Raw genomic sequence first — 15,235 nt, 5'->3', positions numbered from 1 at the left:
ATTATATGAATCTCGTAGCGGATAGATATCCGGTGGACGGCGCTTTCCGGCTCGCTCTACCGTGGTCGCGGTAGCCGCATCGAAAGGACCACAGGGAGCGATGTCGTCACCTCGCCTGACTATGGGTTAGCGAACTCCGCGATCGGATCGGGTCGCGTAGCCGGGACGGACCTCGGGGTCCCCCGGCCGAATTCATGTCGGCGAAGTGCGTCCTGCGCTCTGCGCGTTTGCGCGGTGGCGCTACCCGGTCCGTAGTCATCGACTCTTTCGAAAGCGGTGTTCCTTTCGTGACGCCTGTGCACGCCCAGCCGCCTGTTATCGCGGCACATGATCTGACCAAGACCTACACGTTCCACCAGCAGCAAGCCGGACTCGGCGGGGCGCTGAAAAGCCTGGTGAAACGCAAGTACCAGACCCGGCTCGCCGTCGACCGGGTCACCTTCGACATCGGCCGCGGCGAGGTCGTCGGCCTGCTCGGCCCGAACGGCGCGGGTAAGACGACCACGCTGAAGATGCTGTCCGGCCTGCTGTACACGACCTCCGGTGAGCTGGAGGTGCTCGGCCACACGCCGTCCGATCGCAAGCACGACTACCTGCGCCGGATCTCGCTCGTCATGGGGCAGAAGACCATGCTCTGGTGGGACGTGCCGGCGATGGAGAGTCTCCTGCTGCACAAGGACATGTACGGCTTGTCCACAGCGGAATTCGATCACAACGTCGCCGAGCTCGCGGAGCTGCTCGAGGTCGAGCATCTGCTGAACGTCCAGGTCCGCAAGACCTCGCTCGGTGAGCGGATGAAGCTCGAGTTGATGGCCGCGCTGGTCCACGGCCCGGAGATCCTGTTCCTCGACGAGCCGACGATCGGTCTCGACGTCGTCGCGAAGGCCCGCGTCCGGTCGTTCCTCGCCGACGTCAACCGGGTGCGCGGTACGACGATCCTGATCACCAGCCACGACATGGACGACATCGAGGCGCTCTGCTCGCGGGTGATGATCATCGACCACGGCCGGCTGCAGTTCGACGGCGGTCTGGAGGATCTGGTCCGTACGGCGCAACCGCGCAAGCTGGTGCGGGCGACGTACGCGACACCTGTCGATGGCGACCGGCTCACCGGGCTGGACGGCGTGACCGCTGTCGAGGTGGACGGTCAGACGGTGAAGCTCGAAGCGGATCGGGAGCGGGCGGGCTTCGTGATGGAACAGCTCACCCGGCTCGGCCCGCTGGTGGATCTCGACGTCGCAGACGCGGATGTCGAGGACATCATGCGCGACCTGTTCCTCCGCCGGAGCACGCTGGGGGACGCGTCATGAACACAGTCGCGCGCAACCTTCGCGTCGTACGGCGGATGACCGCGGCCGAGATCGCACAGCAGTCCGTGTACCGCGGGGCGTGGATCATCTTCATGCTGGCCAACATCTGCATGCCGATCATCTCGCTGCTGATCTGGCGGACCGCGCTCGCGAACGGCGCCCAGCTCCCCGTCGACGAGCGATACATCACGACGTACTTCGTGCTGCTCGGGTTCGTCACGATGGCGACGTCGTCGTGGATGGCAGCGTTCCTGGCGAACGACATCCGGCTGGGCAAGCTGTCCAGCTGGATGGTGCGGCCGGCGTCGTTGCTGGTCGGATTCGTCGCGAACAACCTGTCCGAGAAGTTCCTGAAGCTGTTCGCGCTGGTGCCGATGATCGGCATCGTCTGGTGGATCTTCCGCGACTCGATGAACATCCCGGCCGGCGTCGGGCGGTGGGCGTTGTTCGCGGTCAGCATCGTGCTCGGCGCGGTGCTGGTGTTCACGATCGACATCCTGATCGCGGCGCTGGCGTTCTGGATGGATGACGTGGGCGCGCTCGTGCAGGCGCGCGTGATCATCGCGAGCGTGCTGTCGGGCGCCGTCGTACCGCTGGCGCTTATGCCTGCGTGGTCGCGCGGCTTCGTGGATCACCAGCCGTTCCGGTACACGGTGTCGTTCCCGGTCGAGATCGTCGCCGGCCAGCTGACCGGCCGCGAGTTGCTTGCCGGGCTGGGGATCCAGCTCGGGTACGTCGTCGTACTCGGCGCTGCCGCTCGACTCGTGTGGGCGGCGGGGATCAGGGCGTACTCGGCGGTGGGAGCGTGAAGACCTATGCCGAGGAGCGGCGCTCGCTCGACCGGAACTGGTTGCAGATGCAGTGGCGGCATGTCCGGCTGTGGCGGCGGTTCTTCGCTCAGGCGGTGGTTCGCGAGACGCATTACCGCGCGCATTTCCTGACGACTCTGCTGGTGGGCCTTGTGCAGTTGGGGTTGGGGATCGTGCCGACCTTGCTGCTGTTCGGGTTCACGTCCGAGGTGCACGGGTGGTCGCGGGCCGAGGTGATCGCGCTGGTCGGGGTGTTTCAGATCATCACCGGCCTGATTGCGACGTTCGTGGCGCCGAACCTGAACCGGATGACGACGTACCTGACCGAGGGCGAGCTGGACGGGGTTCTGCTCCGGCCGGTGTCGAGCCAGTTCTATTTGACGCTGCGGTGGATCAACGTCGCCGAGCTGACGAACGTTGCCAGCGGCATCGTCGTACTCGTGATCGGGCTGGTGCAGTCGGATCTGCGTCCCGGTTTCGGGCAGGTGGTGCAGGCCGTCGTACTGGCCGGCTGCGGGTTGGTGTTGCTGACGGCGGTGTGGTCGGCGATGTCGTTCCTGGCGTTCTGGTTGCAGTCGGTGAACCCGATCGGGGTCGTCTTCCTGAGCATGGTGGAGGCCGGGCGGTACCCGTTGGTGTTCTTCCCGGTCGCGGTCCGGACGTTCCTGACGTTCGCGTTCCCGGTGGCGTTCGCGACGACGTTCCCGGTGCGGGCGCTGGACGGCGATCTGGGCTGGGGGCCGGTCGCGCTCGGGCTCGGGCTGGCGGTAGTGGCAATGACACTAGTTCGGTTGGTCTGGCGGCGCGGACTGCTGACGTACTCCAGTGCGTCGAGCTGATGTGGTTATCTGTGCGGTATGAGCTGGTGGGTCCTGCACGTGGACATGGATCAGTTCATCGCGGCCGTGGAGATCCGGCGGCGGCCTGAGCTGCGGGGGCTGCCTGTCGTGGTCGGCGGGTCCGGTGATCCGACCAAACCACGGCAGGTGGTCGCCACCGCGTCGTACGAGGCGCGCGAGTTCGGCGTACATTCCGGCATGCCGGTGCGGGCGGCGCACAAGAAGTGTCCGCAGGCGGTGTTGCTGCCGTCGGACCCGGCGGCGTACGACGCGGCGTCGGCCGAGGTGATGGACACGCTGCGCTCGTTCCCGGTCGTGGTCGAGGTCTGGGGCTGGGACGAGTGCATCGTCGGCGCCGAGACCGACGATCCGGAGGCGTTGGCCGGTGAGCTGCGCGCCGCTGTGGCCGAGCGGACCGGCTTGACCTGCTCGATCGGCATCGGCGACAACAAGACCCGCGCCAAACTCGCCACCGGCTTCGCGAAGCACGAGCGCTCGCACGCTGTGCCGTTCGAGGGCGCTTTGCTTGCCGACGCAGCTGCCGGTGTCTACCGCCTGACGGCCACGAACTGGCGTGAGGTGATGGACCATCGCCCGATCCGCGACCTCTGGGGCATCGGCAGCCGGATGGAGAAGAACCTCAACGAACTCGGCATCACCACGGTCGCCGACCTCGCCGCCGCCGATGTCGACGTACTGAAGAAACGCTTCGGCCCCAACATGGGCGCCTGGTACGCCGCCCTGGGCCGCGGACTCGGCGACACGCAGGTCACCGACGTACCCCGCGAACCGGTCTCCCGCAGCCACGAGGAAACCTTCCAGACAGACCTGGTCGAACTCCCCGACATCCAACGCGAGGTCCGCCGCATCGCCGAAGAGGTCACCCGCGAGGTGGTCGCCGACGGCCGCACCATCCAACGCGTCTGGGTCAAACTCCGCTTCATCAGCTTCTACACCCCGATCAAGAGCCGCAAACTCAAGTCCCCGACCCAGGACCCCGAAGTCATCGCCACCACAGCCCTCGAGCTACTGCAGAAGTTCGAGATCCGCCGCCCGATCCGCCTAATCGGCGTCCGCGTCGAGTTCGTCCCTCCCGCAGCTGCTAACTGAGAAGTTTCGCCATCGCTTCGTAGCTCTCCCGGACGGCTTCGACCTTGCCGAGGCGATGCCGCTCCAGGCGGATCGCCGCGAGATGACGGGCTTCGTAGATCCGGGCGCGCCACAAGGCCTCCGGTGAGCGGTCCAACTCGCCGTACGACTCCCAGAACGCTTCCCGCTCGTCGGCCTTCGCCTGCGCCATCCGGATCGTCCAGTCCGCTGCCGGATCCCCGAACTCGGCCCGATCGAAGTCCAGCACCCCTGAGATCAACGGCTCCGGCGCCTCAGCGTCCAGCATGCAGTTGACGGTCCACAGATCCCCCGCAAGCAGCCGCGGCTCCCGCACCTCATCCAGCGGGCCCTCCGCAGCCATCGCCGCCGCTCTCCGCACGTCCGCGGCATCGAGCCCCACCCGCTCCAGGTCCTCCGCGATCTGCGTGAACGAGGCGATCACTACCTCACTCCAGGACGTATGAGCAGGCCCAGCCGGTCGACCGAAGTACGGTCCGCGTACGTCGTGCACCGAGCGCGCGATCGCGCCGAGCTGCCGGAAGAACGTCGTACGCCCCGACCGCGGGTACCGCCCCAACCCGTCCGGCGCCGGCACCCCCGGGAGGCACGTCTGGATCATCCAGTCCCGGTCGACGATGTCGTGCGACCAGTCGACGGCCAGCACCCGAGGCATCAACTCCGCGATCACGCCCAGCCACGGGACAGCGGCGTACTCGTTCCGCATCAGGTGGCGCTCGGAGCCGAACTGCTCGTCCTCCGCCGGCGCCACCCGGACAATCACCGGGTCGTCCCGCCCGGCCAGCTCGACCCGGTAGACACTGTTGTACGACCCGTATCCGAGCTCAACCGCCTGCGTCAGCTCCGCGCCCAGCGCCCGTCGGCAGATCGCCTCAAGGTCCATTACAGATTGTAGGTGCGGGTGGCGGTCGTGGTGAAGATTGCGTCGTGTTCGGCGGGGGTGAGGCTGGAGGTCAGGGTTTCGGCGGTTTCTACTACCTGGTTGTAGGTGGCGGCCAGGAGGCAGACGGGCCAGTCGGAGCCGAACATGACTCGGGCGGGGGTGAAGGCTTCCAGGACTACGTCGGCGTACGGCTGGAGGTCGGTGGGTTTCCAGGTGGTCCAGGGGGCCTCGGTGACCATGCCGGAGAGTTTGCAGGTGACGTTCGGGAGAGCGGCCAGTTCGCGGAGCTGAGTTGCCCAGGGCTCGAGCGGTTCGCCGATGACGGGCTTGGAGATGTGGTCGACGACGAAGGTGAGTTGGGGGAGGTTGCGGGCCGTTTGGATCGCGGCGGGGAGGTGTGGGGTTTTGGTGAGGAGGTCGTACGCGAGGCCAGCGTCGGCGATGGCGGTCAGGCCCCGCTGTACGTCGGGGCGCAGGAGCCAGTTGTCGTCGGGCTCGTCGTGGACCTGGTGGCGGATCGCCTTCAAATAGGCGCCGTCCGGGCGGGACCGCAGCCCGTCGAGCGCCTCGGCGATATCGTCGGCGGTGAGGTCGACCCAACCCACGACACCGGCCACGAGATCGTTGCCAGCGGCAATCTCCAGGAACTCGACGGTCTCCTCGACCAGCCCGACCGTCTGGACCAGCACGGTCGACGTGATGTCGGCCGCGGCGGCGAGCGGCGCGAGGTCCTCGATCGAGAAGTTCCGCCGGATCGGATCCAGCTCCGGCCCGACCATCCACGTCTGCTGACGAACGCTCAGATCCCAGACGTGGTGATGCGCATCGACTCGACTCATGCTGCGGTTGTCCCCTCGGCCCGGATGACGTGTCGGTTCATCATCCGACACGCCGATCATCGATCGCGTCCTGGTCCCAGTCGATGCCCAGACCGGGTACGTCGGGCGCCACCGCATGCCCCTCGAACACAGCCATCTCCGACCGCGTGATCGCCCGCAGCTGCGGGATGTGCTCGACGTATCGCCCGTTCGGTACCGCAGCGGTCAGGCTGACGTGCAGCTCCATCAGGAAGTGCGGACAGACCTCCAGGTTGAACGTCTCGGCCAGATGCGCAACCTTCAGCCACGGAGTGATCCCGCCGATCCGCGCCACGTCCACCTGCACGATCCCTGCACCACCTGCCGCGACGTACTCCCGGAACTGCGAGACGGAGTACAGCGACTCCCCCACCGCGATCGGGATCGACGTCGACTCGGCCAGCCGCACATGCCCGGTGACGTCGTCGGCCGGCAGCGGCTCCTCGAACCACGTCAGGTCGACCGGTTCAAACGCAGCGGCCCGGCGCTTGGCCTCGGCGTACGTCATGGACTGGTTCGCGTCGACCATGATGTCCATCGCCGGCCCCACAGCATCCCGTACTGCGCGCAGTCGCTCCACGTCCTCATGTACCCGCGGTTTGCCGACCTTGAGCTTCACACCGGGCCAGCCGGCCTTCTGCGAGGCCAGCGCGCCCGCGACCAGCTCATCGGTTGTCAGGTGCAACCAACCGCCCTCGGTGTCGTACAGCGGCACCTGTTGCCGATAGCCACCGGCCAGTCGCCATAGCGGCTCACTGGCCCGTAGACACCGCAGGTCCCACAGTGCGGTGTCCACGGCCGCCAGGGCGAGTGACGTGATCGCACCGACTGTGGTGGCGTGAGTGGACCAGAACAGGTCCGACCAGAGCTCTTCGACGTTCCGCGCGTCCTTGCCGACCAGCCTGGGCAGCAGATGATCCCGCAACAACGCCAGTACTGCGGTGCCGCCCGTGCCGATCGTGTACGAGTACCCGACACCGGTCAGCCCGTCCGTTGTCGACAAGGAGACGAAGATCGTCTCCTGCTTCAGAAAGGCCTGTACGGCGTCGGTGCGGACGGTCTCGACCTCGAGATCGACCAGGTACGCCTCGGCCTTGGTGATCGTGCTCACCGGCAGCTCGAGACGGTTCGACGAAATCTGATCCTCACGGGGCGGCTCCAGATCCTATAGGATATTGCGTACCTGATGCTCCCGCTTCACACTGGAGCCGTCAAGTGTGGGGCAGAATGAGCGTTCCGGGAGGAGTGACAGTGACGGATGCGCATGTGGGACTCGCAGGGCAGCTCGCCCGCCTGCCCCAGCGACAGGTGCTGAGCGACGACGTCTACGAGACGGTCAAGGGCCTGATCATGGACAGCGTGGTCGAGCCGGGCACCCGGCTGAACATCGACGCGCTGACCCGCGAGCTGGGCATCTCCCAGACCCCGATCCGGGAGTCGCTGGCCCGGCTGGAGTCCGACGGCCTGGTGATCAAGGAGCCGCTGCGCGGGTACCGGGTGTCGTCCCGGCTGACCCGCGAGGAGTTCGAGGACCTGTTCGAGTACCGGCTGCACATCGAGCCGTGGGCGGCCGGACGGGCGGCCGAGCGGTCCGGGGCCGAGGACCTGGCGCGGCTGAAGGCCGAGATGCTCAGCTACACCGACGTACCGGATCGGCCGTCGTACGAGAGCTACCGGGCGATGGCGGCGCACGACCAGCGGTTCCACGACCTGGTCCTGGAGCTGGCCGGCAACGAGACGGCCCGGCTGTCCTTCCAGCGGACACACTGCCACCTGCACCTGTTCCGGCTGTACTACGGTGGCGGCATCGCGACGAAGGCGTTGCGAGAGCACAAGGTAGTGGTGACCGCGGTCCGCAAGGGCAACCCGGAGGAGGCGGCCGCGGCGATGCGGTCGCATATCGAAGCCTCGCGTGCCCGCCTGCGGCCCATCTTTGACCAGGACTGACTCCAGGGAGATTCTGTGGAACTGCTCCGCCTCGGTCCGATCGGCGAGGAGCGCCCGTACGTGCGCGCCGCCGACGGCACCGTCCACGACCTGACCCCGATCACCGCCGATATCGACGCCGCGTTCCTCGGCTCGGACGGGATCGCGCGGACCCGCGCAGCGCTGGACGCCGGGGAGCTGCCGGTCGCGTCCGTCGACGGCCTCCGGATCGGCGCCCCGATCGCCCGTCCGGGCGCGGTGGTCTGCATCGGTATGAACTACGCGGCGCACGCGGCCGAGGGCGGCGCCGAGCCCCCGAAGCAGCCGATCGTCTTCTTCAAGCACCCGAACACGGTCGTCGGCCCGAACGACGACGTACTCGTGCCGCGGAACTCGACCAAGACCGACTGGGAGGTCGAGCTCGCCGTCGTGATCGGCAAGCAGGCGCGGTACGTCGAGACCGACGAGGAGGCGCTGGCCTGCGTCGCCGGGTACGCCGTCTCGAACGACGTGTCGGAGCGGACCTTCCAGATCGAGGTGTCCGGCGGCCAGTGGTCGAAGGGGAAGTGCTGCGAGACGTTCAACCCGCTCGGGCCCTCGCTCGTCCCGGCCGACGAGGTGGACCCGACGAACCTCGTGCTGAAGTCGTGGGTGAACGGTGAGCCGCGGCAGGACTCGAACACGCGCGACATGATCTTCTCGGTAGCGGCGCTGATCCGCGACCTCTCGCAGTACATGGTGCTGAGCCCGGGCGACATCGTGAACACCGGTACGCCGGAGGGCGTGGCGCTGTCCGGGCGGTTCCCGTACCTGTCTCCCGGCGACACGATGGAGATGGAGATCGAGGGACTGGGCCGGCAGAAGCAGGCTCTCGGCAAGGCCTGAAAACTGTCCCCGGCCGGCTCTAGGGTCGGCCGGGTGACAGACTTCCTGGCCGACATCCGCACCTCCTACGACACCGTCGCCACCTCGTACGCCGAGCTCGTGGTGGACGGCGCCGACTGGGAGGACGCCGCCTTCGACCTGCTCGCGAAGCTCGTCGCTGGCAGCGGTCGTGCCGTGCTCGATGTCGGCTGCGGGCCCGGGCGGACAACCGGTCTGCTGGCTGAGCGCGGTCTACCGGTGACCGGGATCGATCTGTCGCCCGGGATGATCGAGGTCGCGCGGCGCGATTATCCGGAGCTGGACTTCCGGGTCGGCTCGATGACCGCGCTGGATGTCGCCGATGGGTCGGTCTCGGGTGTCGTGTCGTGGTGGTCGATCATTCACCTGCCGCGGGACGTCGTACCGCTTGCCTTCGCGGAGTTCTACCGCGTGCTGGCTCCTGGCGGGGTGCTGTTGATGGGTTTCCATGTCGGCTCCGAGACGACTCATAAGACGTCCGGGTACGGCGGGCATCCGATGAACATCTACGTGCATCGGTGGACCGCACCCGCGCTGACGGAGCTCGCGGTCGCGGCCGGCTTCGCGCCGTACCTGGCGACCGAAATTCCGGACGACCGACTGCTGTTCCAGAAGTAGCCTCTGCGCATGACATCTCGCGTGCGATCCGTGACGTTCGATACCCACAACCCGTACGAGCTGGCCGGCTTCTGGCTGCAGGTCCTCAACGCCCCGCGCCCCGACGACGACCACCCCGGGGATCCCTATGCCGCGGTGGTGACGGACTCCATGACGCTCCTCTTCGAACAGAACGACGACGAGAAGGCAGTCAAGAACCGAGTCCACCTCGACCTCGAACCCGACATCCCCCGCGACGAGGAAGTCGCCCGCCTCCTCACCCTCGGCGCCACCATAGCCACCGACTTCCGCAACCCCGACGGCACCGGCTGGGTAGTAATGCACGACCCCGAATCCAACGAATTCTGCGTCCTCCGCAGCGCCACCGAACGCGCCGCCACGAGCTGAAGGCGGTCCGCCCCCGCGCGCTACGCAGGCGCGCCGAGGAGCGGGAGCACGCGATGGGCCGACGTACCAGCTTCTACGAGTCGCCGACGTACCAGCTTCTACAGGTCGTCGGCGTTTGGGGTTTGGCCGGTGAAGGTTAGGCGCCAGTCGGTTGTGTGGGCGTCGACGGTGAGGTCGTAGCCCTGGCGGCGGGCGGTCAGCTGGTGGTGGTCGTCGGTTACGTCGGAGGCGGTGACCTTCCAGCCGCGGGCTTCGAGGGTTTCGGCGGTGAAGCCGATCTGGGCGACCGGGTCGGGGGTGGTGGGATCGCCGGTTTCGACGGTGATCGTGCAGACGGATTCGCGGCCGCGGTCGTCGGAGAGGGCGCCCTGGTCGGCTGGGCCGACGTCCTGGGTGACCGTCGGGGTCTGGTCCGGTACGACGACTGCCGCAACCGCCAGGAGTTCCGAGCGGAGGTAGTTTCGCGCTTCGGTCAACGTCACGGTGTCCGTGATACACCCTGCGGCCAACCCACGCGACACCACGCCGCGTTTTCGTTGTCAGGAAACGAGCGGTGTCTCCCCGGTGAACGTGATCCGCCAGTCCGACGCCCACGCATGTACGGCGACCTCGAACCCGTCACGCGACGCCGCGACCCGGTAGTGCCCGTCCTCCGGCGCCGACACCTCGGCGTTCCATCCTCGAGCGCGCAACGCTTCCGCCGCAGCCGAGACAGCCGCTGCCGGATCCGGGTCCTTCGGATTGCCCGTCTCGACCGAAACCCGACAAACGGTCGCAGCCCCACGCCCGTCGAACAACACCCCCGGGTTCACCGGCCCAGGATCATGCGTGACCACAGGCTCCTGATCCGGTACGACGACTGACGCCACCGCCACCAACTCGTTCCGCAAGAACTCCCGCCCGCCCGTCATCGCCGCGGCCCTTCCGCCCGCCGACCCCGCGTAACCCCAGTCGCCCGAGCTGCAGCACTCGACCCGCCGACTCCTGAGGCAGCAGCCCGAGCGGATGCCTGCGACGGATTGGTCAGAGCCACAACACCGTCGTACACCTTCGAGGCCGCACCCGCGACCGCGTTCAACGGCCCGCCCCACGAGGTCCCCAGCACCAACTTGGTCTCCGCAGACCGGCTGGTGTCAGTCGTCGTGATCGACCCCAGATCCCCGCGCACCACCCGTCCGATGTTCCGAAGCGCCTCGCTGTTCGGCCGGTAGTACTCGTTGTGCCAGTGCACCGACACCGCCTCGTCGTTGGCGATCGGGTCGTTCGTCGCCATCCGGATCGCGTCGGGGAAGGTCGCCGGGTCAGGCCCGTGCCATTCGGAGTACGCGACGTAGTCCCCCGGCGCGCGCTCGACGTACAGCCGGCTCGGCGGTTGGACGAAGTCGGCAGCCTCATCGACGTACTTCGTGATGCCCGGCGACCCCGTCATCACCACCCGCTTCGCCCGTCCGCCGTCCAGCAGCGCCTGCCCGAGTACGTCGGTGCCGTACGAATGCGCGACCGCCGTGACCTCGGCATCGTCGGCCTTCAGCTGATCGAGCTCGTGCAGGAACTCCGCCAGCCGCGGCCCGCCCTCCAGCGCCGCGTCCTTGCTCGCCGCCTGCACCAGCCCTTGAGGAGAGTCGTAGTCGAGCCACACCACCACAGCCGTGTCCGACGGACCGGCCTCCTGCCGGATCAGGTCGCCACGATCGGACTGCCCACGAAACGTGTCGAGGCTGTTCCCCATCCCAGGTACCAACACCGCAACGTTCTTCGCGTGCTCGACATCCCCCAGTACTTCGACAGCCCGGCCGTGTCCCTCCGGATCGACTTTGAGGAACTTCCGCGGCCGCTGGACCGAGGACGTTGCCCTCGGCATCCACTGCCGAGACCGTGACCGGCGTGAGCAATTCCTTGACGGTCTCGAGCCGTCGCCGCTGGGCGTCGTTCGCAGTACCGGCGTCGACCGCGGTCTGCAGGCGCATGCGGGCAGCTTCCAGCACCTCGAGATTGGCGCGATACCGCTCAGCCAGCTCGTCCATGGCGTGACTCCCCGTGACAGCCGGTCACCTGGGCGTGAGACCGGACTGACGGCAGTCTGCCAGGCGACGAGGTCTCCCGCATCCCGTCAGGCGATGGCCTGTGGATATCGCTCAGTCGAGCGCGAGTGACCAGGATCCGACGTGCAGGGAGAGGTTGACCATCGCCAACGGCCGTACGTCGACGTGCCGGAGCGACTCGGCCGGCGCATCGACGACGTACAGCACGATCGCCCGGGCCACCGCCGGGTGCACGACCGCGATCACCGACTCGCCGTCTTTGTGGCGCTCGGCAACATCTCCCAGCCAGTCGGCGACCCGCGCGATCAGGTCGTTCTCCGTCTCGCCGCCGGGTGTCGCGGTGTGCGGCCGATCGAGCCACGCCGCCACCTGCGAGGGCTCCGCGGCGAGCAGGTCCTCCAGCTCACGCCCGGCCCATTCGCCGTACTCACGGTCCCGCAGCGCCGGCTCCACTACCGGGTCTAGCCCGAGCGCGGAGGCGGTGCGTACGGCGGCCCGCTCGGGCCCGGCGTACACCGCGTCGGCAGACAGCTTCAGCTCCCGCGCCGACTCGAGACCCGACGCATCAGGATCGCTGTCACCGCCGAGCACGAGTCCACGCAGCGCGGGCGTCAGGGCATGCGCCACCACAGTCAGAAGCATCGAGAGCAGCGTAGCGGCCAACACCCCCGGAACTGCGGAGGTGGGACTAGCGTGGCAACACCTGATCGAGCTGGCTGCGGGAGGCGATCTCCAGCTTCGAGAAGACCTTCCGGAGGTGGTACTGGACGGTCCGGGCGCTGATGAAGAGCCGCGTGGCGATCTCCGGGTTCGAGAGCCCGTCACGAGCCATTCGAGCTATCTGAGCCTCTTGTGCGGTCAGCTCGGTCCTGGTCGGCACAACCCGCTTCCGGGCAGTGCCGCCGGCAGCCTGGAGTTCACGTCGCGCCCGGTCGGCGAACCCGGCCAGTCCCATAGCCTCGAAGCCGGAGTGCGCAGTGCGCAGGTATTCGCGGGCATCCGTACGGCGACGCTCCCGCCGCAGCCACTCGCCGTACAGCAACTGGGCCCGGGCGAGCTCGACCTTCAGCGCGGTCTTCTCCAGGTGAGTGATGGCCTCGCGGTACAGCCCCTCGGCCGTCTCGCCGGCAGTGACCATCGCACGGCACCGCGCGGACACTCCAAGCGCCCAGTCCGTGCCGGTCGCCGTGGCCATCTCCTGGAGCGTCTGTGCGGCCCGATGCGCGGTGTCGATCGCACCGGTCCGAACCGCGGCCTCGACCAGCTCACTGTGCACGAGGATGATCGAGCGGTCCTCAGCCGACCGTTGCGCCGCGTCAAGCGCGTCCTGGTACCGGCCGAGCCCGTTGGCGAGTACTGCGGATGCCCAGTCCGCGAAGGCGACGCCGATGCCTTCACCACGTCGGCTTCCGTCCCGCTTCGTCGCCTCAGCCAGCGCCAGCGTCTCCGACCGATCCCCACGGAACGCCGCCAGCGCAAGCCGACCGTACGGCGCAAGCTTGCCGCCGGTCACCTCGTTCGCGGCCTCCGCTTCGTCAGTCAAAGACGCCGCCGCCTCCAGGTCGCCGGCGAACACCGAGACATAGGCCAGCGAGGTGAGGGCCAACGCGACATCACTGAGTACTCCGGTCTGCCGCACGAGCTGCACGTGCCGCCGGGACAACTCCGCCCACCGGTCCGCGTCCCACAACCGCAGTGCGGTCGTGGCAGCCATCCACAGCAGCTGCAACTCCTCCTCGACCGACAGACCGGGCCCGAAGCCGGCCAGAGCCTTGTGCAACGTCGGGGCACTTGCGGCGTACCCGTCCCGGTAGTAGAGCGCAGATCCCTCCAGTAGCAGGTCCACAGAGCGTGTGACCGCAGGTTGCGGCGCAGCAGCGGCCTCCTGCGCAACAGCGAGCACATCGCCGTCCGGTGTCGCCAGGTGACCGGCAAAGATCGCCGCCGACAACGCGTCCAGGTACGTCGTACGCGCCAGCACCACGTCGACCTTCTCGAGCCGTCTGGCCGCCTTCAGCATCAGCTGCGGCGCGTCGTTCCCTCTATTGGTCAGGAACGCAAGCTGTGCGTGCACGAGATCGGCCCGAGCCCGCTGGAGCTCACTGAGCTGCTCCCCCTCCGCCATGGCGAGCAGCTCGGCCGCCGAGTCGAACGCACCGGTCTGCAGTTCGGCCTGTGCAGCTGCCAGCGCCCGGCCGGCTCGCTTCACCGGATCAATCGTCAGCGCAGCGGACCGCTGCAGGAACGCAGCCGTCGCCGCAAACCCACTCCGAGCCTGCGCCCGCCCGGCCGACCGCTCCAGCTCCTCGGCAATCTCCTCGTCCGGCCCCGCCGCACCCTGCGCCCGATGCCACGCTCGCCGATCCGGATCGGCCTCCGCGTCAGTCTCCGCGGCCAGCGCCTGGTGTACCTCACGCTGCTCGGCCGCGGACGCGGAGCAGTACGCCGCAGACCGCACCAGCGGATGCCGGAACCGAATCCGGTTAGCGAACTCCGCCAGCCCCGCATCGGTCGCCGGCGCTGCTGCCTGCGGATCGATCCCGAGCCGTACGGCGGCCCGCCGTACCAACGCGTCGTCACCGGACGGTTCAGCCGCGGCGAGCAGGAGCAGCCGACGTGTCTCGGCCGGCATCGCGGTCACCCGCTGCACGAAGCTCTCCTCGATGCCACTCGCGCCGGGTAGCCCGAAGCCGCCGGCCAGTTGCGCCGGCGTCAGCCCACGCGGCAGTTCCAGCAACGCCAGCGGGTTCCCGTGCGCCTCAGCGACCAACTGGTTGCGCACCTGCGCATCGATCGGCACTGTAAGCACGGCGTCCAGCAGCGAGCGCGCATCGGCGTCACGCAGGCCGCCGATCTGGTACTCCGGCAGGCCCTGGAGGATCGGTCCGACCTCACGGGTCGCGAAGACCAGGCCAAGCGACTCCGCACCCAGCCGACGGGCCACGAACGACAGGATCTGCGCAGAGCACCGGTCCAGCCACTGCTGGTCGTCGACCAGGCACAGCAGCGGCTGGTCGACCGCAGCCTCAGCCAGCAGACTCAGAACGCCGAGACCGATCAGGAACATGTCCGGCGGCGGCCCGGCGCTGATGCCGAAGACCGTACGCAGCGCCTCGGCCTGCGGGGCCGGCACTCGATCGAGCAGACCCAGCGCAGGCGCACAGACCTGGTGGAGGGCAGCGAAGGCCAGCTCCATCTCCGACTGCACACCAGAGACCCGGACTACCTGGCCGCGGTGCGCCTGAGCCGCGAGGTGGTCCATCAGCGCCGTCTTGCCGACGCCGGCCTCGCCGGACAGCACCAGCGCCCGGCTCTCCCCGGAGCAGACTGCAGCAACAAGCTGATCCAGCGCGTCGCGTTCCGCGTCACGCCCGGTCAGCTCAAGGGAGCGATGGGGAGGAAGCACAGCCTCAAGGTATCTCCGGCAGGCCAGCTCGCGGAGTGGCTAGCCAGTGGCAGATGCGAACCGGTCCACGCCTGCCGCACCCTCTAGCGGTGCCACGAGCAGCGCTCAGAGCCGTTCGGGTTCCGTA

Annotated in this window: 16 protein-coding genes; 8 read left to right on the top strand and 8 right to left on the bottom strand. The window is 68.0% G+C overall.

What is annotated here, in order from left to right:
• Nucleotides 1-287: 287 nt before the first annotated feature.
• The 4 genes from FDA38_RS22685 to FDA38_RS22670 are packed head-to-tail and all read left to right on the top strand — an operon-like array spanning nucleotide 288 to nucleotide 4,068.
• Nucleotides 288-1,310 carry an ABC transporter ATP-binding protein gene (locus tag FDA38_RS22685; RefSeq protein ID WP_137256090.1) on the top strand — a complete coding sequence of 341 codons (1,023 nt, stop codon included), beginning with the start codon at nucleotides 288-290 and terminating at the stop codon, nucleotides 1,308-1,310.
• Nucleotides 1,307-2,119 carry an ABC transporter permease gene (locus FDA38_RS22680; protein ID WP_137256089.1) on the top strand — a complete coding sequence of 271 codons (813 nt, stop codon included), beginning with the start codon at nucleotides 1,307-1,309 and terminating at the stop codon, nucleotides 2,117-2,119. Before FDA38_RS22685 ends, FDA38_RS22680 begins: the two co-directional genes overlap by 4 nt.
• Complete coding sequence (locus FDA38_RS22675) at nucleotides 2,116-2,958, top strand: ABC transporter permease (RefSeq protein WP_137256088.1); 843 nt, start codon at nucleotides 2,116-2,118, stop codon at nucleotides 2,956-2,958. The genes FDA38_RS22680 and FDA38_RS22675 overlap by 4 nt, the downstream gene beginning before the upstream one ends.
• 18 nt (nucleotides 2,959-2,976) lie before the next feature.
• A complete protein-coding gene (locus FDA38_RS22670) occupies nucleotides 2,977-4,068 on the top strand; it encodes a DNA polymerase IV (RefSeq protein ID WP_137256087.1) in 1,092 nt (363 codons plus the stop codon).
• Here the strand turns inward: FDA38_RS22670 and FDA38_RS22665 are convergent.
• The 3 genes from FDA38_RS22665 to FDA38_RS22655 are packed head-to-tail and all read right to left on the bottom strand — an operon-like array spanning nucleotide 4,061 to nucleotide 6,937.
• On the bottom strand, nucleotides 4,061-4,969 hold the full coding sequence (locus FDA38_RS22665; protein ID WP_137256086.1) for a phosphotransferase family protein: 909 nt from the start codon (nucleotides 4,967-4,969) through the stop codon (nucleotides 4,061-4,063). The two genes, FDA38_RS22670 and FDA38_RS22665, sit on opposite strands and share 8 nt — an antisense overlap.
• Complete coding sequence (locus FDA38_RS22660) at nucleotides 4,969-5,808, bottom strand: amidohydrolase family protein (protein ID WP_137256085.1); 840 nt, start codon at nucleotides 5,806-5,808, stop codon at nucleotides 4,969-4,971. The genes FDA38_RS22665 and FDA38_RS22660 overlap by 1 nt, the downstream gene beginning before the upstream one ends.
• Nucleotides 5,809-5,848: 40 nt before the next feature.
• Complete coding sequence (locus FDA38_RS22655) at nucleotides 5,849-6,937, bottom strand: mandelate racemase/muconate lactonizing enzyme family protein (RefSeq protein WP_137256084.1); 1,089 nt, start codon at nucleotides 6,935-6,937, stop codon at nucleotides 5,849-5,851.
• Nucleotides 6,938-7,077: 140 nt separating this feature from the next.
• Here FDA38_RS22655 and FDA38_RS22650 point away from each other — a divergent pair, with 140 nt between their 5' ends.
• Genes FDA38_RS22650 through FDA38_RS22635 form a run of 4 tightly spaced genes read left to right on the top strand, consistent with a single transcriptional unit; the run spans nucleotide 7,078 to nucleotide 9,660 of the window.
• Nucleotides 7,078-7,773 (top strand): GntR family transcriptional regulator, encoded by a 696-nt coding sequence (locus FDA38_RS22650; protein ID WP_233714862.1) that lies wholly within the window; start codon nucleotides 7,078-7,080, stop codon nucleotides 7,771-7,773.
• 15 nt (nucleotides 7,774-7,788) lie between these two features.
• Nucleotides 7,789-8,637, top strand: coding sequence for a fumarylacetoacetate hydrolase family protein (locus FDA38_RS22645; RefSeq protein ID WP_137256083.1), 849 nt, complete (start codon nucleotides 7,789-7,791; stop codon nucleotides 8,635-8,637).
• Between the two features lie 33 nt (nucleotides 8,638-8,670).
• Complete coding sequence (locus FDA38_RS22640) at nucleotides 8,671-9,273, top strand: class I SAM-dependent methyltransferase (RefSeq protein WP_137256082.1); 603 nt, start codon at nucleotides 8,671-8,673, stop codon at nucleotides 9,271-9,273.
• Nucleotides 9,274-9,282: 9 nt separating this feature from the next.
• The gene (locus tag FDA38_RS22635) at nucleotides 9,283-9,660 is read left to right on the top strand and encodes a VOC family protein (RefSeq protein WP_137256081.1); all 378 of its coding nucleotides are present in this window, start codon (nucleotides 9,283-9,285) and stop codon (nucleotides 9,658-9,660) included.
• Between the two features lie 98 nt (nucleotides 9,661-9,758).
• Here the strand turns inward: FDA38_RS22635 and FDA38_RS22630 are convergent, their stop codons facing one another.
• The 5 genes from FDA38_RS22630 to FDA38_RS22610 all read right to left on the bottom strand — a co-directional run bounded on the left by FDA38_RS22630 (nucleotide 9,759) and on the right by FDA38_RS22610 (nucleotide 15,108).
• Nucleotides 9,759-10,142: a hypothetical protein gene (locus FDA38_RS22630; protein ID WP_233714861.1), complete on the bottom strand. Its 384-nt coding sequence runs from the start codon at nucleotides 10,140-10,142 to the stop codon at nucleotides 9,759-9,761.
• Between the two features lie 57 nt (nucleotides 10,143-10,199).
• The gene (locus tag FDA38_RS22625) at nucleotides 10,200-10,571 is read right to left on the bottom strand and encodes a hypothetical protein (RefSeq protein WP_137256080.1); all 372 of its coding nucleotides are present in this window, start codon (nucleotides 10,569-10,571) and stop codon (nucleotides 10,200-10,202) included.
• Nucleotides 10,568-11,521: an alpha/beta hydrolase gene (locus tag FDA38_RS22620; protein ID WP_137256079.1), complete on the bottom strand. Its 954-nt coding sequence runs from the start codon at nucleotides 11,519-11,521 to the stop codon at nucleotides 10,568-10,570. The genes FDA38_RS22625 and FDA38_RS22620 overlap by 4 nt, the downstream gene beginning before the upstream one ends.
• A gap of 274 nt (nucleotides 11,522-11,795) precedes the next feature.
• Complete coding sequence (locus tag FDA38_RS22615) at nucleotides 11,796-12,344, bottom strand: histidine phosphatase family protein (RefSeq protein WP_137256078.1); 549 nt, start codon at nucleotides 12,342-12,344, stop codon at nucleotides 11,796-11,798.
• 46 nt (nucleotides 12,345-12,390) lie between these two features.
• Nucleotides 12,391-15,108 carry a helix-turn-helix transcriptional regulator gene (locus FDA38_RS22610; protein WP_137256077.1) on the bottom strand — a complete coding sequence of 906 codons (2,718 nt, stop codon included), beginning with the start codon at nucleotides 15,106-15,108 and terminating at the stop codon, nucleotides 12,391-12,393.
• Nucleotides 15,109-15,235: the final 127 nt, after the last annotated feature.

The sequence above is a fragment of the Kribbella jiaozuonensis genome (genome assembly GCF_005233875.1).
GTDB classification, from domain to species: domain Bacteria; phylum Actinomycetota; class Actinomycetes; order Propionibacteriales; family Kribbellaceae; genus Kribbella; species Kribbella jiaozuonensis.
This window is presented reverse-complemented; position numbering and strand designations above follow the sequence as displayed.

Coding starts and splice junctions, on each gene's coding strand:
- FDA38_RS22680 (WP_137256089.1), top strand. CDS start 1,307: ATGAACACAGTCGCGCGCAACCTTCGCGTCGTACGGCGGATGACCGCG.
- FDA38_RS22670 (WP_137256087.1), top strand. CDS start 2,977: ATGAGCTGGTGGGTCCTGCACGTGGACATGGATCAGTTCATCGCGGCC.
- FDA38_RS22665 (WP_137256086.1), bottom strand. CDS start 4,969: ATGGACCTTGAGGCGATCTGCCGACGGGCGCTGGGCGCGGAGCTGACG.
- FDA38_RS22660 (WP_137256085.1), bottom strand. CDS start 5,808: ATGAGTCGAGTCGATGCGCATCACCACGTCTGGGATCTGAGCGTTCGT.
- FDA38_RS22635 (WP_137256081.1), top strand. CDS start 9,283: ATGACATCTCGCGTGCGATCCGTGACGTTCGATACCCACAACCCGTAC.
- FDA38_RS22625 (WP_137256080.1), bottom strand. CDS start 10,571: ATGACGGGCGGGCGGGAGTTCTTGCGGAACGAGTTGGTGGCGGTGGCG.
- FDA38_RS22620 (WP_137256079.1), bottom strand. CDS start 11,521: ATGCCGAGGGCAACGTCCTCGGTCCAGCGGCCGCGGAAGTTCCTCAAA.
- FDA38_RS22615 (WP_137256078.1), bottom strand. CDS start 12,344: ATGCTTCTGACTGTGGTGGCGCATGCCCTGACGCCCGCGCTGCGTGGA.